This is a genomic window from Sulfurimonas sp. NW15 (genome assembly GCF_051132285.1).
Lineage (GTDB): Bacteria > Campylobacterota > Campylobacteria > Campylobacterales > Sulfurimonadaceae > Sulfurimonas > Sulfurimonas hydrogeniphila.
In genome coordinates this window covers 649,501-674,848 of record NZ_CP093237.1, presented here as the reverse complement: position 1 = coordinate 674,848, position 25,348 = coordinate 649,501, and the positions used below count along the sequence as shown (strand labels likewise).

Here is a 25,348-nt window from a genome sequence, read left to right as displayed (position 1 = left end):
GTTATGGATAAATTGCAAAAATATAAATGTGTGTTTTGCGGTCATATTTATGACCCGAAAATCGGTGATGAAAAAAGGGGCATTCCTCCCGGAACAGCTTTTGAGGATCTTCCTGAGAACTGGAAATGTCCGGGTTGCGGTGCCCAAAAAGAGTATTTCAAGCCTGTTGAGTAAAACTGTTATTGTAAAGAGTATCGAATCGGTACACTCAACATTATATCTGTTTTTGGCTTTGGAAATTTTCCTGAAAGCTCAGCGATTGTTTTAATCGCCGCACGCGTCAAGATACCACTGCTTGAAGATATTGTTGTAATTTGTATAACAGTAGCATCTTTCCTGTTTTCCACGATTTGCCACCCACTTTTGAAAAAACTTAAACAATTTTAAAGTCAGCTATGCAAAGCATTGCAAAAAACGCACCTAATCGGACACCCATAACGTTTTAGTTCGGACACCCGTGACGGTTTTAAATCGGACAGTGATGACGGAAATGATTCGGACACTTTTACTAAAAAAGCGTCAACACAGATTCGTTTAAGAAAGAGATATTTTCTAAATTCAAATACACTCTTTGTAAATTTATTTACAAGGGTGTTGAAAATGAGGATTATATCTATGAGATCAGTTCGTGATATTGTAAAGTACCATAGTATGGGCTTGTCAATCAGAAAGATACATGACGCTACAGGAGTAGCCAAAAGTACCGTTGCAGATTATATCAAACGGTTTAAAGAGCTTGGATTGTCAATAGAGCAGATTGATGTTTTAGATGATGATGCACTCAAACTACAGTTTTTCCCCGATGTAGCCAGTGTCGTTGTCTCACGCAAAGCGATGCCAAACTTCAACTATATCCACCAAGAGCTCAAACTGCGCAAAAAAACCAAAGTGACCCTCTATCTGTTGTGGGAAGAGTATAAAGAGGATAATCCGGATGGGTATCAGTACACCCAGTTTCGCGTATACTACCGCCGCTTCGTCAAAAACTCAACCCCTCCATGCGCCAGACACACCTTGCGGGTGAGAAGATGTTTGTAGACTACAGCGGTGTTACTATGCCAATACACAACCAAAGAACCGGTGAAGTGGAGTATGCACAGATATTTATAGCCGTACTAGGGGCTAGTGGATACACCTTTGTTCATGCTACCCCAAGTCAAAAACAGGAGGACTTCATCTACTCCCATGTCAAGTGCTATGGGTTCTTTGGCGGAGTGCCAAGAGTGGTAGTTCCCGATAATCTCAAAAGTGCCATCATCTCCAATAATAAAAACGGTATCGTCGTCAATGAGAGCTATGCAGACCTCAATCGTCACTATGGCGTCATAGTAAATCCAGCACGCCCAAGAAAGCCAAAAGACAAGCCAAAAGCAGAACAGGGTGTCCAAGCGATTCAACGCTACATTCTCGCACGCTTTCGTCACCATAAGTTTTTCAGTGTCGATGAGCTCAACGAAGCTATAGCGGAGTTGCTCGATAGATACAATAATAAGATTATAAAACATCTCCAAAAGAGTAGAACAGAGCTCTTTAATGAGCTCGATGCACCCTATCTTAATCCACTGCCTGCAAACAGCTATACCTATAAACAGTTTAAGATCGCAAAAGTGCATCAGGATTACCATATAAGCCTTGAGAAATGCAACTACTCTGTACCTTACAAATATATCAAAGAGGAGGTAGAGGTACGATACTCCACACAAAGTGTCTATATCTACCACAAGAACAGACTCATCGCTACACATCCACGCCTGCGAAGAGTTGGTGAGTGTTCGACACTGCATGAACATATGCCAAGTAAACATCAGTATGTAAACGAGAGTATGAATCCGCAAAGAGTGCGTTCTTGGGCAAAAAATATAGGTGAATTCAGTAGTGTGTTTGTGGAGGATGTATTTGCATCAGTAGAGTATCCACCACAGGCGTATAATAAAATAGTAGCCATCTTATCGTTGGCAAAACTCTATGGTAATACAGAGCTGGAGTTGGCGCTGATGTATGCCACAAAGCACAACACCACAACCACAAAGTCGATCAGATCGATACTCGATAAAAAGCTCTATCTGAGTGAGAGTGCCAATAATGTGCAACCATCATCACACTACGCACTTTTTAACAACCACTCCAATATCCGCGGTGCAGATGAGTACAAATAGAAATAATAATCAAATAATAAAAAGAAAACAAGGACAAAAGAATGAATCACACTACCGTTATCAACAAACTGACAGAACTTGGTTATAAGGGCTTTAAAGAGGCATATTTGCAACAGATGGAGGATATCAACTACGATTCTATGGGGTTTAGTGAAAGACTCTATCAGCTTCTTGATGCGCAGGATATATTTTTACGCAATAAACGCATCATCATGAATCACAGACTCTCAAAAATCAAAGATAAGCAAGCAGCACTCGATGCTATAGATTACACACCACAAAGAGGGATCAACAAAGCACAGATCAGATCACTATCTTCACTCAACTTCATCGATGCCAGACAGAACATCATCATTACCGGTAAAACTGGGACTGGGAAAAGCTATCTCGCTCAAGCGTTTGCCAATAAGGCTATATTTGATGGGTACAAAGCCTACTATGTAAGAACCCCTTCATTGCTTGAGGAGATAAAAATTGCAAGGTTGGATGGCACTTATACTAATCTGCTTAAAAAGTATTCAAGATTTAAACTGCTGATTCTTGATGACTTCGGTGTGATACCTATGGGTGAAGATGATGCAACGAATCTCTTTGAGATCATAGAGGACAGAACGCAGATTAATTCTACAATTATCACTTCACAGCTTCCTGTAAGTGAGTGGTATAACTATCTCAACAACAACACCATTGCAGATGCAATTTTAGACAGAATTGTTCACTCCTCCCATAGGATAGAACTGAGTGGTCCATCGATGCGAAAACTCAAATCGAGCATCAAAACTGACGAATATTAAAAAATCATTCGGACACTTTATGCTAAAATGGCGTTACAGAAAATATTCCCTTTCTTGGTGTCCGATTTAAAACGCGTTGGGTGGCCGGATGCTCCGTCATATGCAAAGCATCATAAAATCTTTGTTGAATCTTAGATAGTTTCATAGGGAATATTTCACCATCATCCAACTTTATAGCAAATACATGTTTAATGAGGTCCCTTAAAATTTTATATGAAATTTGATATTCTTTTTTTAAATCCCTTGTTTTTACTTCAAACTCTTTATATATAGCATATGCCACAAAGCAAATGAGGATATGGGCCTTGATTCTTGTTTCTAGCCTGTGATGTATCGGCCGTATTTGAAGATCTGTTTTAGAAATTCTAAAAGCTTTTTCAATGTGCCAAAGGTTTTGGTAATGTTCTATTATATCTTTATGAGAAAGTGTAGTATCGTTTATTATATACCCTTTTAATCCATCAAGTTTGCTGTCTTGTAAGACTTTGTTATGATTGAGTTTAAACTCTACTTTGCAATCATCTGTAATATCCAAGTACTTTGCATAATGGGAGAGTTTTAAATCTTTTTTAGTGAGATTGGTTGAATACTCAATCTTTGCTTTTAATCTCTCAAGAGCCTTCTCTCTTAAGCGTTTATCTTTTTTGGCTCTTTTTGATGAGTAGGTAAGTACGAGTCTTTGGTGTATATCAAGAGAGTATTTTTGATTTTCTTGTGTATATTTTACAGTTTTATCAATCTCTATTTCATGGGTCGTACTATCATCAATAAATGTCAGGTTTGTAATTTTCTCTTTGATGCTGCCTGGTAGCATCTTAATTTTTGCACCAAGGATATATCTGTACCCGTTATTTTCAAGGTAAGCTATATTGGCATCATTTAACATACCTCTGTCAGCTACTACAATAGGCTTGTGTTTTAGTTTAAATCTTTTTTGAAAGCTTTTTAGTGCTTCAAGGAGTGTGTGCCCCTCATACTTTTTACCGTGATACACCTCATAAGAGAGAGGATACCCTTGTAGTGTTGTAAATAGACCCAGTTGTATCTGTGGCCGTGCTAATTTTCCTTCTTTGGAGAAACCTATTCTTCTTAGGTCATCTTCACTCTCACTCTCAAAAAACAGTGTTGTTACATCATAGAAGCTTACAACTAAATTGTTATCTATTTTTGCAAGTGTATCTTGATATACAGCCTCTTCAACTCTTTGTTTAATCTCATCTTTATAAAGACTATCTACCAATCTGTATATTGTCTCATCGCTAATCTCTTTCTTTTTAAAATAAAAAAGATAATCACTTAGATACAGCTTACTCCCTGGATAGAGTATTCTTGATATTACAAGTGCTTTAAAAAGTTCATGCTTATCATTTTTCTTATACACTGATTGGAAAATAGTTTTTTTACTGATAATCCTGTCAAAGATTTTACCAAAAAAGAGTTCATCACCTATAGGAATTATTTGCTCATTTGAGATTGACAAAAACTTTAACTTTTTATCTTCTTGTTCTATGTTGTCAAACAGTGTGGGCTCTAACTCTTTTATTCTCTCTTTGCCTTTTTTTAAAAGTTCCTCTATCTCATCTGAATCTTTTGAACAGCCTATGCTCTCAATTACTTTTGATCTTCCTTTTACTTTTTTTATTATTTGGATACTGACAGAACCACTTGAGTTTTTCTTTTTTCTAACATACATAAAGGTATTATAAAAAACTTTCTCTTAAAGTTTGTGCCACCCATTTTTGAAATATGATACCCCTATTTTAGGGCTTTACAGAGGATGTTTCTCTGTTTTTCTTGAATTCGTGGAATTCAGGAGGAGCCAGTTATGGATAAATTGCAAAAATATAAATGTGTGTTTTGCGGTCATATTTATGACCCGAAAATCGGTGATGAAAAAAGGGGCATTCCTCCCGGAACAGCTTTTGAGGATCTTCCTGAGAACTGGAAATGTCCGGGTTGCGGTGCCCAAAAAGAGTATTTCAAGCCTGTTGAGTAAAACTGTTATTGTAAAGAGTATCGAATCGGTACACTCAACATTATATCTGTTTTTGGCTTTGGAAATTTTCCTGAAAGCTCAGCGATTGTTTTAATCGCCGCACGCGTCAAGATACCACTGCTTGAAGATATTGTTGTAATTTGTATAACAGTAGCATCTTTCAACAGCATAAAGCGAACAGTAACAGAACCCTGTATGCCTCGCTTACGTGCCATTCTCGGATAGTAGAGGTTTTCTTTTATCAATTGGGCAATCTGTGCCAGATTTTCCTGCAAATACGCTTCTTTCTCACTCACCTTTTTTTCAACAGTTTTTTTTGTCCTCTTTTCCCTGCGAAGATTTTCTTCTGCAACAGGCATGTTTTTCACGACTTCTTCTAGTTTTTTTTCCGGTTTTTCTGCTGCTGTTTGTTCTATTCTTTTTTCCGGTTTTGTCTTTTCTTCAATCTTTGTCTCTTTTATTGTTTCTTCTTTCTTTTTAATCTGTTTTTTTAAAGGAATTTTTTTCTTAATTTTCTTGGGTTTTTGTTGGGTTTTTTGTTTTTTGGGAGGAATCACTTTTTTATGTTGCGGGATTTTTTTCGCTTTTTTTTCAGAGATAACTTTTTTTCTCTCTTTTTTCTTCTTATGTATTTCTTCAGCCTGTTGTTTGATACATCTCAAATTTACACACACTCTTTTTTCTTCTTCAACAAATGCGGCAGATGAGACCACATACTTATAAACACCAAACAGGCTCAGCAGAATAAGCGCATGAACGAGCAAAGAAAGAAAAAGAGACTTTGAGTGATTAAGCATACATTATTTTAAATGGCGCGTTTAAATTCAGGATAGGCTTCAACGCCAACCTCATTGACATCAAGCCCCTCTACCTGAATATCATCCTCTGCTCTGAATGCAACAATCTTGTTGATAATGTAAATAACAATATAGGAACTCACAAATGCAAAAACTCCGATGACTACAATCCCTTTGAGTTGTGAAACCAGTGACACTTTATCAACAAAAATACCAACAGCGAGTGTACCCCAAATACCGTTGACAAGGTGAACAGAAAGTGCACCTACAGGATCATCAAGTTTTAATTTGTCAAACATTGGTACAGCAAAAACAACAAGTGCACCGCCAATGGCACCAATCAGGATTGGTGTGTACATGTCATACAAATCAGGTCCTGCAGTAATTGCAACAAGCCCTCCTAATGCACCGTTTAATATCATTGTGATATCTAAAAGCTTATAGCGTGCATACATGATAACAGCTGCAATGATTGCACCCGCCAAACCTGCCGTATTAGTATTCATAATCGTTTTTGCAACCGTATCGGCATTTTCGATACTTGAAATAGAACCGACACTGCCACCGTTAAATCCGAACCATCCTATCCATAAAAGAAGTGCTCCAAGAACCACAAGCGGTACATTTGATGCAGGTATCACTTTTATTTTCCCGTCTTTGTATCTGTCTTTTCTTGGTCCCATAATCAAAATCGCAGCCAGCAATGCCCAGCCTCCGGTGGAATGAATAACAGTTGAACCTGCCAAATCATACATGTCAATATCCAACACTGTTCCCGCAAGAAGATCAGCGCCCCAGCTTACATTAACAATCAAAGGATAAATAACAGCACCCATAACAACCGTAAATATCATCAGTGGTATTATTTTTACACGCTCACTCACTCCACCACTCATAATATTTATAGTTTTACCGACAAATGCCATCTGAAACAAAAATGCCGCCCATATACTCATAGAAGAGTTTTCCCAGGAACCAAACGCAAGAGAGTAGCCGACAAGTAAAAATGCCATAGATGCTACCGCATAAATCATGGTATTTACCGTCAAAACAGAAGAGACATTTTTTGTTCTTACCAGTCCGGCTTCAAGCATGGCAAAACCCGGAACCATTAAAATAATCAAAACCATAGAAAAAAGTGTAAAGAAAGTATCCAGTATGTATTTGAAATCAGCTTCAGACATTATAAACCTTTAACCCGGATTATGCAACAGAAAACTCAAGAAAGTCTCTATCATTGTACCCAAGGCACATTCATAAAATTATTGACCAACCAAAAAGGTTGGCACAACAATTTTCTAAACATCCCTTGGACACAAGCATAGAACCTACTTATTATTTTCTATTGCATAATTCGGGTTTAAATTGAACTTAAAAGCTGAGTGTAGCAAAATCTTTATATTTTAAAAATTAAATCATTATTTTTAAATGCCAAAGAAGTCAATATGTGGATTTTCTACTCCTTCTAAAGGAGTCGGCTTGAGTGCCATAGCGGCCAGCGAAGCCAAAGGGGGTGGGATACCGCCATTAAGTTAAGCATTTTTTTGCAACGCGGACTTCAGTCCGGGCTGAGAGTGGCAAGACATTGCAACAGCCGGTACTGAAGTACCGGTTCCGAGAAAGCATTATTGTTTAGATAGCTTCCTCGTCAGTTTCACCTGTACGAATTCTGATAATTTTTTCTATGTCACTTACAAAAATCTTACCGTCTCCGATTTTACCTGTACGTGCTGCTTCAACAATTGTTGCCGTAACCTGTTCTACCATGTCTGCTGTAACAACCATTTCCATTTTTATTTTCGGTAAAAAATCAACCACATACTCGGCACCGCGGTACAATTCGCTATGCCCTTTTTGACGGCCATAGCCTTTTACTTCACTTACTGTCATACCGTCAATACCGATTTCTGCCAGTGCATCTTTTACATCTTCCAGTTTAAATGGTTTGATAACCGCTTCTACTTTTTTCATTATCACTACTCCAAAGTTTTATTATTTATCAATTGTAACCATTTTTGATTACAAAATCAATACACTAATCCCAAAAAGAGATTAGTTATTCATGTATCTTTCACCTTGAACAGATTCATCCAGACCCATTGTTTCTTCATCTTCACTTACACGTGAACCACCAGTCAATGCAGTAGCAACATAGTAAACAACAACAGTACCGATAAGAGTGAACAGTCCAACAATAACAACAGACTCAACCTGAACAATAAACTGTCCCATTCTGTCACCTGATTCTTTCAGCGGTCCGTCCCATAACAGGTCATTGTCTTTTAAAGCCAAAAGACCGGTTGCGAGTGCACCAAACAAACCAGCTAAAAAGTGAACACCGAATGCATCCAAAGAGTCATCATAACCAAGTTTCTTTTTAAGCACAGTCACACCCCAAAAAGCGAAGAGCGTTCCAACGATACCAACGATAAAAGCACCACCCACACCAACAAATCCGGCAGCAGGCGTAATAGCGACAAGTCCAGAAACAGCACCTGTAGCAAGTCCCAGCAATGTAGGCTTTTTATAAACAACCCACTCAGCAAGCATCCATGTAATAGCAGCTGCGGCAGTTGCTATCGTTGTAGTCAGGAGTGCTACACCGGCAATGGCATTCGCTCCAAATGCAGATCCTGCATTGAATCCGTACCAGCCAAACCATAAAAGAGCTGCACCAAGCGCAGTCAAAAGCACTGTAGCAGGTTTCATTGCAGACTTAGGATATCCGACACGTTTGCCAACAAGAACAGCAAGAACCAAACCGGCCAGACCGCCGTTCATATGTACAACTGTACCACCGGCAAAGTCTAAAGCACCTAAATCAAAGAGATAGGCACCGTCTCCACCCCAAACCATATGAGCAACAGGAGCATACACGACAAGTCCCCAAAGAGCCACAAATACCAGCCATGTAGAGAATTTAATACGTTCTATAACCGAACCTGCAGCAATAGCTACCGTAATAGCTGCAAATGTACCCTGAAATGCCACAAATACATAGGTAGGATATGTTCCGCTTAAATCATGCCAGCTGATTCCGTTTAAGAAGACATTACCGAATCCACCCATTACATTCTGAACAGCGGCAGACTCTGCTGTACCAAATGCTATAGAATAACCGGCAGCAATCCAAACGACAAATGCAACTACAAACGCTCCAAAAACCATAGCGTATGTATTGAGTACATTTTTACTTCTTGTCATACCTGCATAAAACAGTGCAAGACCTGCAGGTGTCATCAATAATACTAATGCAGTTGACATCATCATCCATGCTGTATCACCTGTATCAAGTGTTGCTGTATCCTCCGCAAATACGAATGTTGGTAAAGCAAATAAAAATGCTAATAACCATTTCTTCATGTGAATCCTTTTGTTGAATATTTTCAAAACAAAGTATAGAATAATTACATCTTTTTTTTCAGCTTAAACTGATTAATTTTTAAGCAGCTTTTACAATTCCTCTATTATTTATTCAATTACACAAAAATTCATCAGTTTTAAACATTTTATTAAGCGACAATAAGATAATATATATAAATTTAAATTTTAGGTGTTTCAATGAGCAACTTGTTAAACAATGGTGATATACAAAGTATAAATATAGAAGAAACTCTTCAAAACAGCTATCTTGATTACTCTATGAGTGTTATTGTCGGTCGTGCCTTGCCTGATGTAAGAGACGGACTCAAACCTGTTCACAGAAGAATTCTTTATGCAATGGACAAACTCAATCTCTCATTTGGTGCAAAGTATAAAAAATCAGCACGTATCGTCGGTGATGTTATCGGTCAGTACCACCCTCACGGAGATACAGCCGTTTATGATGCACTCGTGCGAATGGCGCAGGATTTTTCCATGCGGATGGAACTTGTAGACGGACAGGGAAACTTCGGTTCGGTTGACGGTGACTCGGCTGCTGCGATGCGTTATACGGAAGCCCGTATGACAAAATATGCAGGTGAACTTTTAAAAGATTTGGAAAAGAACACTGTCAATATGATAGACAACTATGACGGTACAACAAAAGAACCGGATGTAATGCCGACACGTGTGCCGAACCTTTTAATAAACGGTTCTTCAGGGATTGCGGTCGGTATGGCAACAAACATTCCTCCCCACAACCCTACTGAAATTATGAACGGACTCAAAGCACTCCTGGAAAATCCCAATATTACACTTCCTGAAATCATGGAACATATCAAAGCGCCTGATTTTCCTACAGGCGGCATTATATTTGGGAAAAAAGGGATTATGGATGCCTATGAAACAGGGCGTGGCCGTATAAAAGTACGTGCAAAAACACATATTGAGAAAAAAGGAAACAAAGACGTCATTGTCATTGATGAACTTCCTTATCAGGTAAACAAAGCCCGTCTTATTGAAAACGTTGCCAATTTGGTTAAAGACAAGATGATAGACGGTGTAAGCGAAATCAGAGATGAGTCCGACCGAGACGGTATGCGCGTTGTCATTGAGCTCAAGCGTGACACAATCAGTGAAATTGTTTTAAATAATTTATTTAAACAAACTGCAATGCAGACAACCTTCGGTATCATAATGCTCTCCATTTTAAACCAGGAACCAAGAATTTTTGGTCTTATTGACATACTCAAGCATTTTATCAATCACCGAAAAACTATTATTATCCGTCGTACAATTTTTGATTTGGAAAAAGCAAAAGCGCGTGCACATATTTTGGAAGGTTTGAAAAAAGCAATAGATATTATTGATAAAGTCATTCGCACTATCCGTGCTTCCACAAATGAAGAAGAAGCAAAAGAAAATCTGGTAACAGAGTTCGATTTTTCAGAAATCCAGGCTGCAAGCATTGTTGCAATGCGTCTTGGTCGTCTTACAGGACTTGAAATTGAAAAAATAGAAAATGAATTGGCAGAACTTATGAAACAAATTGAGTTTCTTGAGTCAATTCTACAAAGCGAAAAAGTACTGCACGGTATAATAGGTGATGAATTTGATGAAATTTTACAAACATATACCACAAAACGAAGAACTGACATCGAAGATGACTATGATGATATAGACATAGAAGACCTAATTCCCAATGAACCAATGGTTGTTACAATTACACACAGAGGATACATCAAGCGTGTACCGCTTGCAAGCTATGAAAAGCAAAAACGCGGAGGCAAAGGAAAAACTGCTGTCACAACCTATGAAGATGACTTTATAGAAAACTTCTTTACATGTAATACGCACGATACGCTCCTTTTTGTGACAGACAGAGGACAACTCCACTGGCTGAAAGTCTATCGTATACCTGAAGGAAGTCGTACAGCCAAAGGAAAAGCTGTTGTCAATTTACTTAATTTAATGGCGGATGAGCAAATTCAGTCTATTATTCCGACAACTGATTTCAGCGAAGAGAAATCTTTGGTTTTCTTTACAAAAAACGGAATTGTCAAACGAACAAATTTAAGCGAATTCAGCAATATCAGAAGCAACGGTGTCAGAGCGATTGTTCTTGATGAGGATGATGCGCTCATTACAGCAAAAATTGCGGATAAAAGCATTAAATACCTCTTTATTGTGACAAAACTTGCACAGTGCATCAAGTTTGAAATTGAAAAAACCCGGGAACAGGGACGCAGTACACGTGGAGTAAGAGGGATTAAGTTCAAGTACGAAGGTGATGAAGTCGTCGATGCAAACATTATAGCAAGTGATGATCAGGAGATTTTGATTGTCGCTGAAAAAGGGATAGGAAAACGTACGGATGCAGGAGAATACAGACTGACAAACCGTGGCGGTTCCGGTGTCATTGCCATGAAAATGACTGCAAAAACAGGCAAACATATTGTCGGCTGCCTAATGGTAGATGAGGGCATGGATATGATGGCACTCACAAAAGCCGGTAAAATGATACGTGTTGATATGCAGACAATCTCCAAATCAAGCAGAAACACTTCCGGGGTCTATATAGTAAAAGGGGATGAAGTTGTCAGTATTTCACGCTGTCCGAAAGAAGAAAAAAGCGAAGAGGATGAGGAAGACACATCTCCTTCTTTAGACTTGGAATAGTAATTGCTAAAAGTCAAATACTACTTAATAAAGAGGAACTTAGCATGAAAAAAAATATCATTACAGGAAGTGTTATTGCTATCTTAGCATTAGGATTTTCAGCCTGTGCCTATAAACAACAGTGTGGCACTGACGAATGTGGTCATTCATATATAGATAGAACATACAGAAGTTACAACACTACTAAACAATGTAATGCACAAAAGCCGCCGATAGTGAAACAAAAAGTAAAAACTATTCAAACAGCAAAAAAAACATTACCGACACTACCTAAGAACACACAAGTTCTGCAGTGTAACAAACCGCTCAGAATCAGCGTTGTAGGGCAAGGTGTTGCACCATGCAATGGAGCATGTTCACCAGCACAAGCCTTAGCCTTAGCAAAAAGAGCTGCCATAGCAGATGCATATCGTCTTATTGCAGAAAAAGTAAAAGGTGTGTACGTAGAGGGAAATGATTATGTGAAGAATATGATGATTAAAAAATCAACAATTCGTACACATGTGGCAGCATGTTTAAGAAATACTAATATAGTAGAGACAAGCTTTAAAGATGGTCTATGTCAAGTAGAAATGGAAATAAAGCTTAAATATGCGGATATTATTCGTTAATTTTATTCTACTTTCTACTTTAGCATATGCTGACTTTTACTACATATCCTATAAATATGTGGTAAAAGATTTTCAACTTTATAATGAACAAATTCTTGTTTCAAAAGCAATGCAGTCCTGCTCTGGCAGCATCAGTCAATCTGTAATCTTTCAAAAAGAAAACAATAAAACATTTGAAAAGTTCATAAAAGAAAAAAAAGAAAAAATGATTGATTTTTTCCAAAAACTCGGACTACATGTAAAGAGTTATGACTCTTTTGATACAGTCAATTCACACACAAATACCACAATTACTTTTTTCACACAATGCTTCAAAGTCGATTTTAATGATAATTTTGTTAGAATATCAGCTTTAAAATAGCCGAATAAAAACAGGACTTTTTGTGAAAATAGCCATAGTCGAAGATGATATCAATATGCGTAAATCTCTTGAAATTGCTATGGGCGATTACAAAGAGTTTAGAGTAAAAACATTTAAAAATGCCAAAGATGCACTTAAAGTACTTGATGACACTTTTGATCTGGTCATTACCGATATCAATATGCCCGGAATGGACGGCATAGAATTTGTCAAAGAACTGGGCGGCAGATACGAAGTTATTATCATGACAGGGAATGCAACACTGAGTCGGGCTATCGAATCTATCCATCTTGGTGTCAAAGATTTTTTGCTCAAACCTTTTGATGTAGACACGCTTGTCGATGCGATTAAACGCGAGGCAGTTGTCCAAAAAGTAAAAAAATCGGCGCAAAAAAGCAAAAAAACGACGAATGATTTTTTGGGCTCGTCTGAAGCACTTACAAAAGTTTTAGGCATTGCCCAAAAGGCTTCCAAAACAGATGCAAGTATTTTGCTTTTGGGAGAAAGCGGTGTCGGCAAAGAAGTTTTTGCTTCTTATATACACAAAAACTCTCCAAGAGCAAAAAAACCCTTTATTGCTATCAATATGGCGGCAATTCCTGAGAACTTGATAGAGAGTGAGCTTTTTGGCTTTGAAAAGGGGGCATTTACCGATGCGACCGAAGCTAAAGCGGGACAGTTTGAACTGGCAAACGGAGGAACACTCTTTTTGGATGAGATAGGGGAAATGCCCTATGGTGTTCAGGCAAAGCTGCTTCGGGCCCTACAGGAAAAAGAGGTGCGCAGACTTGGCTCTGCAAAAGCCATTAAAATAGACATACGCGTCGTTTCGGCAACAAACGCAAATTTAAACGAGAAGATAAAAAAAGGAGAATTCAGAGAGGACCTGTATTACAGACTCAATACTATTCCTCTCCATATTCCACCTTTGAGAGAAAGAAAAGACGAAATATTGGAAATTGCACAAAAGATGATTGCACACAACTGTCAAAAGTATGGTTTTGATACAAAAAGCCTCTCTGCTGAGGCAGAAAGTGAGCTTTTATCATATACCTGGCCCGGAAATATTCGAGAGTTGCTTTCAGTAGTGGAGCGTTCTGTCATACTCAGTGAAACCAGTGAAATTCAAAAAGACGAACTTTTTTTAAATAACAGAAAATAGAACAGGAGAAAATTGAATGAAAAAATATAATGTAGCTGTTGTCGGTGCAAACGGTGCTGTCGGTGAAGAGATTTTAAGAGTATTGGAAGAAATTGATTTTCCTCTTAAAAAACTGGTACCGCTTGCAAGTGCAAGAAGCGTCGGCAAGCAGGTAGAGTTTAACAAGGAAAGCTTTGATATTATAGAACTGACACATGATGTCTTTGAAAAAGAAGAGGTGGATATTGCCCTCTTTAGTGCCGGAGGCAGTGTCAGCGCAGAATTTGCCCCTTCCGCAGTTGCAGCAGGTGCTGTTGTAATTGACAACACCTCTCACTTCAGAATGGATCCGAATGTCCCTCTTGTTGTCCCTGAGGTCAATCCTCAGGATATTGCGCAATGGAAAGAAACAGGAATCATAGCCAACCCAAACTGTTCCACTATCCAAATGGTACAGGCACTCAAACCTCTTGACGAAGCATATGATTTGGTTCGTGTTGATGTTGATACATACCAGGCAACCAGCGGTGCAGGAAAATCTGCCATGGAGGAACTTGTCAGTCAAATGCAGGCATTTTTTGCTTTTAAACTTGATGAAGCAGAGCACAAGGCATTCAACCATCAGATTGCACTCAATGTCATCCCTCAAATTGATGTATTTACAGACAACGGTTACACGAAAGAAGAGATGAAAATGGTGAACGAGACAACAAAAATCATGCACAAAGAAATTGCTCTGAGCGCTACCTGTGTTCGTGTACCTACTCTTCGCGGTCATGCAGAATCAATCACTATGACTTTTGATTCTAAAATAGATGCAAACGAAGCAAGAGAAATCCTAAAAAAAGCACCCAACATAGTGGTTTTGGACAATCCTGATGAAGCACTCTATCCTATGCCTGCTGCATGCATAGACAAAAATGAAACATTTGTCGGACGTATCAGAAATGACCTTTTTTCCAACAATATGCTGCATATGTTTGTCGTTGCAGACAATTTAAGAGTAGGCGCTGCTACAAATGCAGTAAGAATTGCCCAAAAATGGATAGAGATGGAAGAAGGATCGTAAATGATTGAAAAAATCTTTGAAAGCGGACTCTGGAGTTCGCGCTTTATGGTTTTAATGGCCGTTATTTTCGGTCTTATCGGAGCTGTAGCGCTTTTTATTGTTGCGAGTTTTGACATATATGATACAGCTAAACTTGTAATAAACACCTATGTGAACCATCATCATCCGGAGCACTTTCATGAACTGGTTGTCGGCGGAATTATAGGCGCCGTGGATTTATATCTTATCGGCGTTGTTATGCTGTTGTTTTCTTTCGGATTGTATGAATTGTTTATCTCAGATATTGATGCGGCGAGAGAAGATACTACGAGAGAAAACAAAATTTTATCTATTCACTCGCTTGATCAGCTTAAAGACAAAATATCCAAAGTAATTGTGATGGTTTTGGTTGTAGGCTTCTTTAAAAAAGTGGGACTTGCAAGCTACCAGACACCGTTAGAATTACTCTATTTGGCTTTATCTATTACTGCCGTTGCTGTCGGTTTGTATTTTTTAAGTAAAGTCGGACACAATCACTAAGGAAAAAAAATGGGAATAAAAAATAAAATATTTGTAGATGCATGTTTTGGGAAAGAGACACCATACACTCCCGTATGGATGATGAGACAGGCGGGGCGTTATCTGCCGGAGTATATGGCAGTACGTGCCAAAGCAGGAGATTTTTTAAATCTTTGTCACAATCCGGAAATGGCCTGTGAAGTCACTCTTCAGCCTGTAGATATAGTTGGTGTTGATGCGGCTATACTTTTTAGCGATATCCTTGTAATTCCTGATGAAATGGGTATGGATTTGTCATTTGTCAAAGGAGAAGGCCCGAAATTTTCTGACCCGATTAAGAATGAGGAAGATATAGACAGGCTCACAGGCGGGGAAGAAGCTGCGAGCAAACTTACCTATGTGTATGACACCATCAAACTCATCAAAACAAAGCTTGCCCAAGACAAAGCGCTTATTGGTTTTACAGGTTCACCCTGGACACTTGCAACATATATGATAGAAGGACAGGGAACAAAAACATACAATGTGTGCAAAAAAATGATGTATTCAAACCCTGAACTTCTGCACAAAATTCTTACAAAAGTGACTGAGGTCGTAAAACTTTACATGCAAAAACAGATAGAAGCAGGCATAGATGTTGTACAGATTTTTGACTCTTGGGCTGCTGCGATTGAGCCAAACAAATATGATGAGTTTTCCTGGAAATATATGGTAGAAATTGCCGAGTATCTAAAAGAAAAATATCCCCATATTCCTGTAATTATGTTTCCCAAAGGCATTCCTGCATTTTTGGATAAAATATACGGCAATTTCGATGTTTTCGGTGTTGACTGGTCCACACCTATGGAACTGGCCAAAGAAAAACTCGGTGACAAATATGTTCTTCAGGGCAATATGGAACCATGCCGTCTATACTCAAAAGAGGCAACGACTGAGGCGGTAGAAGAGATTCAAAAAACTATGCAGGGAAAACGCCATATATTCAACCTCGGACACGGAATCCTTCCAGATGTTCCTGTTGAAAATGCAAAGCACTTCATACAAGAGTGCCACCGTGTCAGCAAAAAATAATATCATCTTCGGACCTGTCAACTCACGCCGTTTCGGTATGAGTTTGGGTGTGGATCTTTCACCATCAGCAAAACAGTGCAATTTTGACTGTCTTTACTGCGAACTGGCACCAAGCGCGACAGTGAAAGAACAGACACTTATCGTTTCAGTTGATGAAATTATTACTGAACTGCGTAAACACCTTCATGATAAAATAGATGTCATAACACTGACTGCCAACGGAGAACCTACACTCTACCCTCATCTTGACAGACTTATAGATGCCATAAATGAGATAAAAGAAGATACTCAAACATTGATACTGACAAACAGTGCTACGCTTGTTAATGAAAAAGTTTTCAACTCCCTTTTAAAACTTGACCAGGTAAAACTTTCTCTTGATGCTGTAAGCCATGAAATATTTAAAAAGATAGACAGACCCCATCCTTCTATCAAGATAGAAAATGTTGTCCAAAAAGTTATAGATTTTTCTCAAGAATATCGAGGAAAACTTTTTATAGAGATTCTCTTTGTACATGGCTTGAATGATACAAAAGAGGAGATACAAAAACTAAATGAAGTTTTGCATAAAATAAAATGTCAGAGAGTAGATATCGGCACGATAGACAGACCTCCGGCCTACCCTGTGACAGGAATAAGCTACAAAGAGCTGCATACCATAGCCCTTATGTTTGATGCCGATTTACCCATCCATATAGCTTCACGGCTCCATGCAGAGCCAAACAACTCCTATTATACAAAAGAAGATGTACTCAATACTTTAGACAAGCGTCCTTTGACTCCGGAGGATATTGCTCTGCTTTTTGATGAAAAAAGCAGAGAGAACCTGAACAATTTGCTTACATGTAATGCTGTCATGGTTAAAAAGGTCGGAAATTTAGAATTTTATGTTCCCGCCGACAATCTGAAAAGAAAGCGTCAACCTGGCAACGGACACTAGATGGAGCATTATAAGATTTGGATTGAAGCCTTTTCCGGTTTGGGACTTTTCCTCTTCGGAATGCTTTACCTTGAAGAACAAATCAAATCTTCCGCAGGGTATGCTTTTAAGCGATTTGTCCAAAATGCAACAAAAACACATTTTAAAAGCCTGCTTACAGGAATCTTTTCCACAGCTGTATTTCAAAGCTCTTCCGTAGTGACACTTATGGCTCTTTCTCTTGTCGGAGCCCAGCTGATGAGTTTGCAAAGCAGTATAGCCATTATACTCGGAAGCAATATAGGAACAACTGTCACCGCATGGATTGTTGCTGTTATCGGCTTTAACATGGATATAAAACTGCTCTCCTATGCTGTTATAGGAATAGGAGGCATGGGACAGGTCTTAAGTTCTGACACATCCAAATGGAAAAACTATTTTGGTGTTTTGGTTGGTTTTGGTCTTATATTTTTAGGGCTTGAAGGGATGAAAGAGAGTTTTAGTGACAGTGCCCAAAACTTTGATATAACCGCATATCAGTTTTCGACACCCTACTGGTATGCTTTAATAGGACTCGCTTTAACCGCTGTCATACAATCAAGTTCAGCTTCCATAGCCATTGCACAAAGTGCGCTTTACACACATGTAATCGGTTTTGAAGCTGCAGCTGCTTTTGTAATTGGAACAAATATAGGAACAACCGTAACAGCTTTACTTGGCAGTATTGGCGGTATTGCGGATAAAAAAAGAGTGGCACTGGCCCATTTGCTTTTCAATGTCTCAACCGGAGTTATCAGTTTACTCTTTTTATATCAATTGATTAGTTTGGTAAATTTTGCATTTCCGCATACAGACGGCGTTATAAAAATTGCAATTTTTCATACCTTGTTTAACATACTGGGCGTTCTTATCTGGTATCCTTTTATATCATTTTTAACGGCATTTACACAAAAATACTTTCACCAGGCACAGGACAAAGTTACAAAATTTATATGTAATGTATCTACAGAAGTTCCACAAATTGCTATAGAAGCACTCAAAAAAGAGATAGAGCATCTTTTGAAAAAAGTTCAGGAGTTTGCCCTGCTTGCCATCAATGTGCCTCCGTCAAAAGTTCTTGACGAGCATATGGCGATAGATAAAATTTTAGATAAATACACCCACAGTTTTAATGTAGAATTTGAAAAAGTATATGAAAAAATACGTCTTTTGGAAGGTGAAATATACCGTTATGCCTCTGAACTTTCTGCTGTCAATAATGATGAAGAGTACAATGATAAGCTAAACAGACTCATAAAAGAAGTCAATTATCTTGCCACTGCCGCTAAAGTCATAAAAGATATGCTGTATGATTTGGATTATTTTTATAATGCACATACAAAGGAAGAACAGCAGTTTTACAAAAACATACGCTATCAAATACTCAAAAATATTCAGGCTTTTAACAAAGCCATCCAGGGAGATGAAGATTCCATTAAAGAGATGGATGAAATTTACAAAAGAATTGCGGATGCTTACAGAAAAAGCACTCTCATAATAAAAGATATTGCAAGAAACCATAGTATCAAATCTGATGTGACGACTATGGCAATCAATGACATGCACTCAGTAAAGAGTTTTTCAAAGTCTATGTACAATATACTGAAATTAAACTAATTCCAAAATTTAAAAAAACAATCTAATTTTATTTCTTCAAATAAAAGCATACTTATAGATTCTTTTTTTTTATATACTGCGTGCAGGGGCATACTGACTGACTTTAGATCCTCTTTTTATATGAATGATTATCATAATTATTTAAATTCTTATAATATAATAAAATCTGATATATAATTATTTATAATCTCCGGTTTATTTTACTGTACTTAAATAATTAAATATTATTTAAGAAAAGATTTTCAGTCTTATTTGATAAGATTTTATACAAGCCATTTGAATCAGAAAAAATAACTTTTTATGATTATTATGTGCTCTTGACAATTAAGGAGAAGAGATGCCTAAATCAGCATTATCAATAGCTACAATTCAGTTGCCGAATTCAAGGTATGGAGAGATAAGTGTTGCTCATATTGAACAACCGTATGGTGACTTCAGCAGTCCCGTCGTTAGTATAGGAATTTCACTTGAAGGGGATGACGACCATGACTGGAAAGTACATTTGCCTTATGAAAAACTCGATGAAGTTATCAAAGCACTTGAAGAAGCCCGTGATATGAGTGATACTATGCCCCGAAATGACAAACATTATCTTGACCTGCATGCCGAAATTGGTGGTGGAGCGTAAGTACGCTTCACGGTTCAATACTCGCATATCCTGTTTCCGGTCTGATAGTTATAGTAACATTTTCATCACTGCCGTTTGCAAGTGTAAGATTACAATCAACGGTTAAAAGTGCACCATTATTACCCGGTACAGTATATGCAGCCGTTGTTGCGGCAAGACTTCCGACAAGCGGTCTGCCTAAATGATCGAAACTGATTATAGACTGATTGGCACAGCCGCCAGAAGTTGTAACTGAAGTTACCCCTTTTAAAACTACACTACTTATATTAGTGTCAGTTTGCGGATCTTTTGCAAATCTTGTGTTATTATCACTCACTATGGAAAACCTGTTGCCATTCAAAACAATTTGCCACCGGTCTTTGTACCAAGTATTATTTTGGGTAAACTTGTCATCTATGATTGCCAAATGCTGTGTATATCTGATTTGTGAAAGTAAATGAACAGCTGCTTCAGCAACCGGGTTTGTCTTTACTCTGGGGAGAATAACAGCAGCCAATATCCCAATCACAACTATTACAAATACCAGTTCCAGTAATGTAAATGCTTTTTTCATTAATACTCTCTCTCTCTTTTAGTCTGCCTGTAGATTCTATTTTTTTATTATATCAAAATAGTTGTGTTTAAGCACAACCACATCCACTGCCGCAGCTGCCGCCATTGGACTTCTGTGTTGATTCAAGAGACCAGTCATCGGTAGATTCACAGCCAACATCGCAACTCACACCTGTGCTGCAACCAGAAACCGCGGTAGTATTCAAAGCCACTCTTATTACAAACATATCGCCTTCGGCCAGTTGTGCATCAAAAGTGTGTTTCCCGCAGAACTCTTCATTCATAAGTTCAGCTACTATATTTGCATACTTATATGCTTCTTGCTGTGTTTGAAATGTAACATTGTTTTCGTATTCACTTTTTTTAAAACACTCACACTCTTTTTCCATTTGTACCGTATACATAAAATATTCCTTTGAATTATTAATTATCTCAGTATAGTATTTATTAGCAAAATAAGCATACTTTATAAAAAGTAATTTTTCTTTATAAATGTTTTTTTATTTTTTCGGATAATCAATAAATAGCAACTTGGCATTGTCACTATCTATATCTTTCCATTGTTTACATGTAAAAGCGATACTGACAATACCGCAGGTTGGCAAATTTTCTATATAACCGGCATAATGCTCTGCTAATTCATTCAGTCCCGGGTTGTGTCCTACCAAAAACACGGTATTGTATTTGTCGTCAATATCCATAAGAATATCTTCCAATGTACTTACGTCAGCTTCATAAATATTTTGGTCATAAACAATTTTCTTTTGATTATAGTGAACCTTCTTTGCAATACTCTCTACCGTTATCTTCGCTCGTTTTGCAGGACTCGACAAAATAAGATCAGGCATAATCTTTTTTTTGCGAAGTCTTTCGCCCATCATTGGAGCATCATGCCTGCCTCTTTTGTTTAAAGGCCTGTCAAAATCATCCAAATCCATATTTTTCCAACTCGATTTAGCATGTCTTATTATATAAAGTGTTTTCATAATTATGATCCTTTGTTCTGTGTTATGCTAGCAGAAATTGATAAAAAACAGGCGCAAATACCGATGAGTCTTGAAAAAAATACTGTGAGTAAATAAATTTGTTGGAAAGTTTGTATGTAAAGGGTTATAATTGATGTGGCTCCGGATACTGGATTCGAACCAGTGACCAAGTGATTAACAGTCACCTACTCTACCGCTGAGCTAATCCGGAATATGTAAAATTATCTTAAAAATGGTGTCAGAGGGGGGACTTGAACCCCCGACCCCCGGCTTATGAGACCAGTGCTCTAACCAGCTGAGCTACCCTGACATCGTTTAAGAGGGTGGAATTATACATATATTAAACTTTATTTTTACTAAAACAGGCTTTTAATTGAGTAATTTGGACACATACAGCAACTTGTCAAAGAACTTTACATGTAAGAATAAGGTAAGCTTAGTCAATATGACTAAAGGTATTGACATTTTTACTTTTTTCTTGTAATATTCTTCTCATAAATTAATCATATTTGTAAGGAGATATAATGAATTTTACACCTTTAGGAAAAAGAGTATTGGTTAAACGTGTTGAAGAGGCTAATACTACGAGTTCAGGTATTATTATCCCTGATAATGCAAAAGAGAAGCCTTCTCGCGGGGAAATTGTAGCAGTAAGTTCAGAGGTGAGTGAGCTAAAAAAAGGTGATGAAGTTATTTTTGGTAAATACTCCGGAAATGAGGTTACACTTGATGGTGATTTATATATAGTAATAGATGTTGATGATATTTTCGGAATCATTGGTTAAGTAAAAAAAATTAAAAAATATAAGGAGTTTAACAAATGGCAAAAGAGATAATATTTTCAGATAACGCAAGAAACAAACTGGCACGCGGAGTTGAAAAACTCACAGATGCGGTAAAAGTGACAATGGGACCTCGCGGTCGTAATGTTTTGATACAAAAAAGCTATGGTGCGCCTAGTATCACAAAAGACGGTGTATCTGTTGCCCGTGAAATTGAGCTACAGGACAACCTGGAAAACATGGGAGCACAACTTGTAAAAGAAGTTGCTTCAAACACTGCGGATGAAGCCGGAGACGGAACAACAACGGCAACAGTGCTTGCAAATGCGATTTTCAGCGAAGGGCTTAGAAACATCACGGCAGGTGCAAACCCTGTTGAAGTAAAACGCGGAATGGACAAAGCATGTGATTCAATTTTGGAGCACTTAAAAGCAGCTTCTAAATCTATTAAAGACAAAAATGAAATTGCACAGGTTGCAACTATTTCTGCAAACTCCGATGCAAAAATAGGAAACATGATAGCAGAAGCTATGGAAAAAGTCGGTCAGGACGGTGTAATTACTGTTGAAGAGGCAAAAGGTATCGTAGATGAGCTTGATGTTGTTGAAGGTATGCAGTTTGACCGTGGATATTTAAGCCCGTATTTCATTACAAATACTGAAAAAATGACAGCAGAAATCGAGAATCCTTATATCTTACTGGTTGACAGTAAAATTGCATCACTCAAAGATCTGCTGCCGGTTTTAGAACAGGTACAAAAGACAAACCGTCCTTTACTTATTATCGCTGAAGATGTAGAGGGTGAAGCACTTTCAACTCTTGTTGTGAACAAACTTCGCGGTGTACTCAACATTTCCGCTGTAAAAGCACCAGGCTTTGGAGACAGAAGAAAAGCAATGCTGCAAGATATTGCAACATTGACAGGCGGTACTGTAATTTCTGAGGAAACAGGCTATACATTGGAGGGTGCAGAAATTTCTATGCTTGGACAGGCATCACGTGTTGTCATAGACAAAGACAATACAGTCATCGTTGACGGTGCAGGAAGTGAAGAAGCTGTCAAAGCCCGTATATCTGAAATAAAAACACAGATTGAAGCAACTTCCAGCGAGTATGATAAAGAAAAACTGCAAGAACGTCTTGCAAAACTCAGCGGTGGTGTAGCCGTCATCAAAGTCGGTGCTGCAACTGAGACTGAAATGAAAGAGAAAAAAGACCGTGTTGATGATGCGCTTTCGGCTACAAAAGCAGCTGTTGAAGAAGGTATAGTCATCGGTGGTGGAGCGGCACTGGTTCATGCTGCTGCAAAAGTAAATATTGATAACCTTGAAGGCGATCAAAAAATCGGTGCTGAGATTATATTACGTGCCGTGAAAGCTCCTATAAAACAGATTGCACAAAATGCAGGATTTGACACAGGTGTTGTTGTCAATGCAATTCAAAATGCAGAAAATGAAAATATTGGTTTCAATGCGGCAACAGGTGAATATGTAGATATGTTTGAAGCGGGTATTATCGATCCGTTTAAAGTTGAACGTGTTGCGCTTACAAATGCGACTTCCGTTTCAAGCCTGCTCCTCACTACAGAAGCGGCAATTTTTGAAATTCCAAAAGAAGAAGCTCCTGCAGCAGATATGGGAGGAGGAATGCCTCCGCAAATGGGAATGCCGGGAATGATGTAAGAAGCAGTGAGTAAAAAAACTGTCTCCTTGGTTCTTGGAAGCGGTGGTGCCCGTGGTCTAGCCCACATTGGCATCATCAGATACCTCGAAGAAAACGATTACGAAATAAAATCTGTTTCAGGATGTTCTATCGGTGCACTCGTCGGTGGATTTTATGCAGCCGGAGTGCTGCATATTTATGAAGAGTGGCTCCAGCAGATAGATACTCTTGAAATGCTAAAACTGCTTGACTTTAAAGGTTCAGGCGGTCTTGTATCAGGACAGAAACTGATGCAAAAGCTTGAAAACCTTGTCGGTGACTGCCTCATCGAATCTTTAGATATAAAATTTACAGCTGTCTGTACAGATATAGAAGCTGAGAAAGAAGTATGGATTAACAGTGGTTCTTTATTAAGTGCCATTAGAGCGTCCATCTCTCTGCCTCTTTTTTTCACTCCTTTTATCACATCATCAGGAAAAAAACTTGTTGACGGCGGGGTACTCAATCCGGTACCTATTGCGCCGACATTTCATGATGATACAGACCTTACTATTTCGGTAAACCTGGGTGCTGAAGCTGCTCCTGATATGCCAATAAAAAAACGTAAAAAAACTGACACTCCAATACGGCAAAAACTGCAACACTATCTGAAGACTCTCTCATTACCCGATACATTTGTCAAAGAAGACAATATGTACAGCATTGCAAACAAATCTTTTGAAACACTCCAGGGAGCACTCGCCCGTATGAAACTTGCAGCTTATCCTTCTGATATAGAAATAGATATACCCAGAAACCTGTGCAACACTTTTGACTTCGACAAAGCAGAAGAATTGATTGCCTATGGTTACAATTTATGCAAAAAAAGAGCTGATTTATAATTTATTGTCTTATAATGACTACACTTATACATAACGAAAGGAAAACAGATGAGTAATAAAATTTTCATAATAACAGTCTTTATAGGAAATATTGCATTTGGTGGTGTTTTACCAAAAATAGATCTGCAGGGAACCATTCACACAAAAAGCACAAACAGTTTTAGAGCAAAAGTCAGCAAAAAACTTTTTGAACATGGTCTTGACAAAAAAATCGCAAAAGCAAATGTTGACAATGTACTTCTTCATGATGATGCTCTTAATGAGTTGATGACACAAAACATTCTCAAAAACATCCCTTTGCTCAAAGATGAAGATATATTAAACTTTGTCACGCAGGCTGCCTTACGAAAAAAAACAGTCGATTTGAGTTCCTATGCCACACTGGTTTCTTTGGTGCAAAAACACGCAGCCGCTTTCATAGATAAAGACTTAATCTCACAGATAGAACAGACAAGCATTGAAAATGAAAAATTAAAATCGATGAAGGTTTTTGTTTAGATGAAGATTGAAAACCCGTTTGAGTCTGGGCATATAAAAAACTATATTTTACTTTATGCAAGTGTTGTCGTAATAATGATTTTATTTTTCTTCGCTTCAACACTCTTTCAAGAAGATGCAAAAAAAATAGAAAAAAAGAGTTTTAATACAAAAGCACCTGAATTAAAAAAGCCACAGGCTGCAAACAAAAAAACATCTGTAAAAGAAAAAAAGTTTAAACTACTGCAGACAAATTACTAAAGGGCACC

The 25,348-nt window shown here is 38.0% G+C and carries 28 protein-coding genes, 2 tRNA genes and 1 pseudogene; 20 read left to right on the top strand and 11 right to left on the bottom strand.

Annotation, left to right across the window (positions count from 1 at the left end):
* Nucleotides 1–3: 3 nt before the first annotated feature.
* Entirely contained in the window at nt 4–174 is a 171-nt protein-coding gene (locus MLC52_RS03455) for a rubredoxin (RefSeq protein ID WP_418641156.1), read from the top strand.
* Between the two features lie 5 nt (nt 175–179).
* Here the strand turns inward: MLC52_RS03455 and MLC52_RS03450 are convergent, their stop codons facing one another.
* Nucleotides 180–347 (bottom strand): hypothetical protein, encoded by a 168-nt coding sequence (locus MLC52_RS03450; protein WP_434581328.1) that lies wholly within the window; start codon nt 345–347, stop codon nt 180–182.
* Nucleotides 348–615: 268 nt separating this feature from the next.
* On the opposite strand from MLC52_RS03450, the gene MLC52_RS03445 reads away from it, so the two are divergent.
* The 3 genes from MLC52_RS03445 to istB are packed head-to-tail and all read left to right on the top strand — an operon-like array spanning nt 616 to nt 2,950.
* Nucleotides 616–1,038, top strand: a complete 423-nt coding sequence (locus MLC52_RS03445; protein ID WP_434581326.1) for a hypothetical protein — start codon at nt 616–618, stop codon at nt 1,036–1,038.
* Nucleotides 999–2,156 (top strand): IS21 family transposase, encoded by a 1,158-nt coding sequence (gene istA / locus MLC52_RS03440; protein WP_434581324.1) that lies wholly within the window; start codon nt 999–1,001, stop codon nt 2,154–2,156. Before MLC52_RS03445 ends, istA begins: the two co-directional genes overlap by 40 nt.
* Before the next feature lie 41 nt (nt 2,157–2,197).
* The gene (gene istB / locus MLC52_RS03435) at nt 2,198–2,950 is read left to right on the top strand and encodes an IS21-like element helper ATPase IstB (RefSeq protein ID WP_434579771.1); all 753 of its coding nucleotides are present in this window, start codon (nt 2,198–2,200) and stop codon (nt 2,948–2,950) included.
* Between the two features lie 100 nt (nt 2,951–3,050).
* On the opposite strand, the pseudogene MLC52_RS03430 reads toward istB, so the two are convergent.
* Nucleotides 3,051–4,643, bottom strand: a pseudogene (locus MLC52_RS03430) (IS1634 family transposase); the annotation flags it as partial.
* A gap of 132 nt (nt 4,644–4,775) precedes the next feature.
* On the opposite strand from MLC52_RS03430, the gene MLC52_RS03425 reads away from it, so the two are divergent.
* On the top strand, nt 4,776–4,946 hold the full coding sequence (locus MLC52_RS03425; protein ID WP_418641156.1) for a rubredoxin: 171 nt from the start codon (nt 4,776–4,778) through the stop codon (nt 4,944–4,946).
* Between the two features lie 5 nt (nt 4,947–4,951).
* On the opposite strand, the gene MLC52_RS03420 is transcribed toward MLC52_RS03425, so the two are convergent.
* From MLC52_RS03420 to MLC52_RS03405, 4 genes are all read right to left on the bottom strand, one after another.
* Nucleotides 4,952–5,743, bottom strand: coding sequence for an energy transducer TonB (locus tag MLC52_RS03420; RefSeq protein WP_418641155.1), 792 nt, complete (start codon nt 5,741–5,743; stop codon nt 4,952–4,954).
* An 8-nt stretch (nt 5,744–5,751) separates the two neighbouring features.
* Complete coding sequence (locus tag MLC52_RS03415; RefSeq protein ID WP_346389535.1) at nt 5,752–6,927, bottom strand: ammonium transporter; 1,176 nt, start codon at nt 6,925–6,927, stop codon at nt 5,752–5,754.
* Between the two features lie 448 nt (nt 6,928–7,375).
* Nucleotides 7,376–7,714, bottom strand: a complete 339-nt coding sequence (locus tag MLC52_RS03410; RefSeq protein WP_151900817.1) for a P-II family nitrogen regulator — start codon at nt 7,712–7,714, stop codon at nt 7,376–7,378.
* An 81-nt stretch (nt 7,715–7,795) separates the two neighbouring features.
* Complete coding sequence (locus MLC52_RS03405) at nt 7,796–9,106, bottom strand: ammonium transporter (protein WP_434581321.1); 1,311 nt, start codon at nt 9,104–9,106, stop codon at nt 7,796–7,798.
* Between the two features lie 198 nt (nt 9,107–9,304).
* Between MLC52_RS03405 and gyrA the strand changes: the two genes are divergently transcribed.
* The 10 genes from gyrA (at nt 9,305) to MLC52_RS03355 (ending at nt 19,739) form a co-directional block, all read left to right on the top strand.
* A complete protein-coding gene (gene gyrA, locus MLC52_RS03400) occupies nt 9,305–11,785 on the top strand; it encodes a DNA gyrase subunit A (protein ID WP_434581319.1) in 2,481 nt (826 codons plus the stop codon).
* A 44-nt stretch (nt 11,786–11,829) separates the two neighbouring features.
* A complete protein-coding gene (locus MLC52_RS03395; protein ID WP_151900820.1) occupies nt 11,830–12,396 on the top strand; it encodes an LPP20 family lipoprotein in 567 nt (188 codons plus the stop codon).
* A 205-nt stretch (nt 12,397–12,601) separates the two neighbouring features.
* Nucleotides 12,602–12,757, top strand: a complete 156-nt coding sequence (locus tag MLC52_RS03390) for a hypothetical protein (protein ID WP_188109971.1) — start codon at nt 12,602–12,604, stop codon at nt 12,755–12,757.
* A 22-nt stretch (nt 12,758–12,779) separates the two neighbouring features.
* Nucleotides 12,780–13,919 carry a sigma-54-dependent transcriptional regulator gene (locus tag MLC52_RS03385; RefSeq protein ID WP_434581317.1) on the top strand — a complete coding sequence of 380 codons (1,140 nt, stop codon included), beginning with the start codon at nt 12,780–12,782 and terminating at the stop codon, nt 13,917–13,919.
* Between the two features lie 16 nt (nt 13,920–13,935).
* On the top strand, nt 13,936–14,967 hold the full coding sequence (locus MLC52_RS03380) for an aspartate-semialdehyde dehydrogenase (RefSeq protein ID WP_346389532.1): 1,032 nt from the start codon (nt 13,936–13,938) through the stop codon (nt 14,965–14,967).
* Nucleotides 14,968–15,486 (top strand): YqhA family protein, encoded by a 519-nt coding sequence (locus MLC52_RS03375; protein ID WP_346389531.1) that lies wholly within the window; start codon nt 14,968–14,970, stop codon nt 15,484–15,486.
* A gap of 9 nt (nt 15,487–15,495) precedes the next feature.
* Nucleotides 15,496–16,536 (top strand): uroporphyrinogen decarboxylase, encoded by a 1,041-nt coding sequence (gene hemE / locus MLC52_RS03370; protein ID WP_434581315.1) that lies wholly within the window; start codon nt 15,496–15,498, stop codon nt 16,534–16,536.
* A complete protein-coding gene (locus MLC52_RS03365; protein WP_230973250.1) occupies nt 16,520–17,476 on the top strand; it encodes a radical SAM protein in 957 nt (318 codons plus the stop codon). The genes hemE and MLC52_RS03365 overlap by 17 nt, the downstream gene beginning before the upstream one ends.
* Nucleotides 17,477–19,111, top strand: coding sequence for a Na/Pi cotransporter family protein (locus tag MLC52_RS03360; protein ID WP_434581313.1), 1,635 nt, complete (start codon nt 17,477–17,479; stop codon nt 19,109–19,111).
* 337 nt (nt 19,112–19,448) lie between these two features.
* A complete protein-coding gene (locus tag MLC52_RS03355) occupies nt 19,449–19,739 on the top strand; it encodes a hypothetical protein (protein ID WP_151900825.1) in 291 nt (96 codons plus the stop codon).
* A 7-nt stretch (nt 19,740–19,746) separates the two neighbouring features.
* Here MLC52_RS03355 and MLC52_RS03350 read toward each other — a convergent pair whose 3' ends face one another.
* The 5 genes from MLC52_RS03350 to MLC52_RS03330 all read right to left on the bottom strand — a co-directional run bounded on the left by MLC52_RS03350 (nt 19,747) and on the right by MLC52_RS03330 (nt 21,587).
* Nucleotides 19,747–20,292 carry a type II secretion system protein gene (locus MLC52_RS03350; RefSeq protein ID WP_434581310.1) on the bottom strand — a complete coding sequence of 182 codons (546 nt, stop codon included), beginning with the start codon at nt 20,290–20,292 and terminating at the stop codon, nt 19,747–19,749.
* Between the two features lie 67 nt (nt 20,293–20,359).
* Entirely contained in the window at nt 20,360–20,695 is a 336-nt protein-coding gene (locus tag MLC52_RS03345) for a hypothetical protein (protein WP_346389526.1), read from the bottom strand.
* A 96-nt stretch (nt 20,696–20,791) separates the two neighbouring features.
* The gene (locus tag MLC52_RS03340; RefSeq protein ID WP_434581309.1) at nt 20,792–21,277 is read right to left on the bottom strand and encodes a SixA phosphatase family protein; all 486 of its coding nucleotides are present in this window, start codon (nt 21,275–21,277) and stop codon (nt 20,792–20,794) included.
* 136 nt (nt 21,278–21,413) lie between these two features.
* Nucleotides 21,414–21,488 (bottom strand) — tRNA-Asn (locus MLC52_RS03335).
* A 22-nt stretch (nt 21,489–21,510) separates the two neighbouring features.
* Nucleotides 21,511–21,587: transfer RNA gene (locus MLC52_RS03330), tRNA-Met, on the bottom strand.
* Between the two features lie 214 nt (nt 21,588–21,801).
* On the opposite strand from MLC52_RS03330, the gene groES reads away from it, so the two are divergent.
* The 5 genes from groES to MLC52_RS03305 are packed head-to-tail and all read left to right on the top strand — an operon-like array spanning nt 21,802 to nt 25,340.
* Complete coding sequence (gene groES, locus MLC52_RS03325; RefSeq protein WP_151900829.1) at nt 21,802–22,062, top strand: co-chaperone GroES; 261 nt, start codon at nt 21,802–21,804, stop codon at nt 22,060–22,062.
* A 35-nt stretch (nt 22,063–22,097) separates the two neighbouring features.
* Nucleotides 22,098–23,741 carry a chaperonin GroEL gene (groL, locus tag MLC52_RS03320; protein ID WP_151900830.1) on the top strand — a complete coding sequence of 548 codons (1,644 nt, stop codon included), beginning with the start codon at nt 22,098–22,100 and terminating at the stop codon, nt 23,739–23,741.
* A gap of 6 nt (nt 23,742–23,747) precedes the next feature.
* The gene (locus MLC52_RS03315; protein ID WP_434581306.1) at nt 23,748–24,602 is read left to right on the top strand and encodes a patatin-like phospholipase family protein; all 855 of its coding nucleotides are present in this window, start codon (nt 23,748–23,750) and stop codon (nt 24,600–24,602) included.
* 48 nt (nt 24,603–24,650) lie between these two features.
* Entirely contained in the window at nt 24,651–25,100 is a 450-nt protein-coding gene (locus tag MLC52_RS03310; protein WP_434581304.1) for a hypothetical protein, read from the top strand.
* A complete protein-coding gene (locus tag MLC52_RS03305; protein WP_418641140.1) occupies nt 25,101–25,340 on the top strand; it encodes a hypothetical protein in 240 nt (79 codons plus the stop codon). It abuts the gene before it with no gap.
* Nucleotides 25,341–25,348 lie beyond the last annotated feature (8 nt).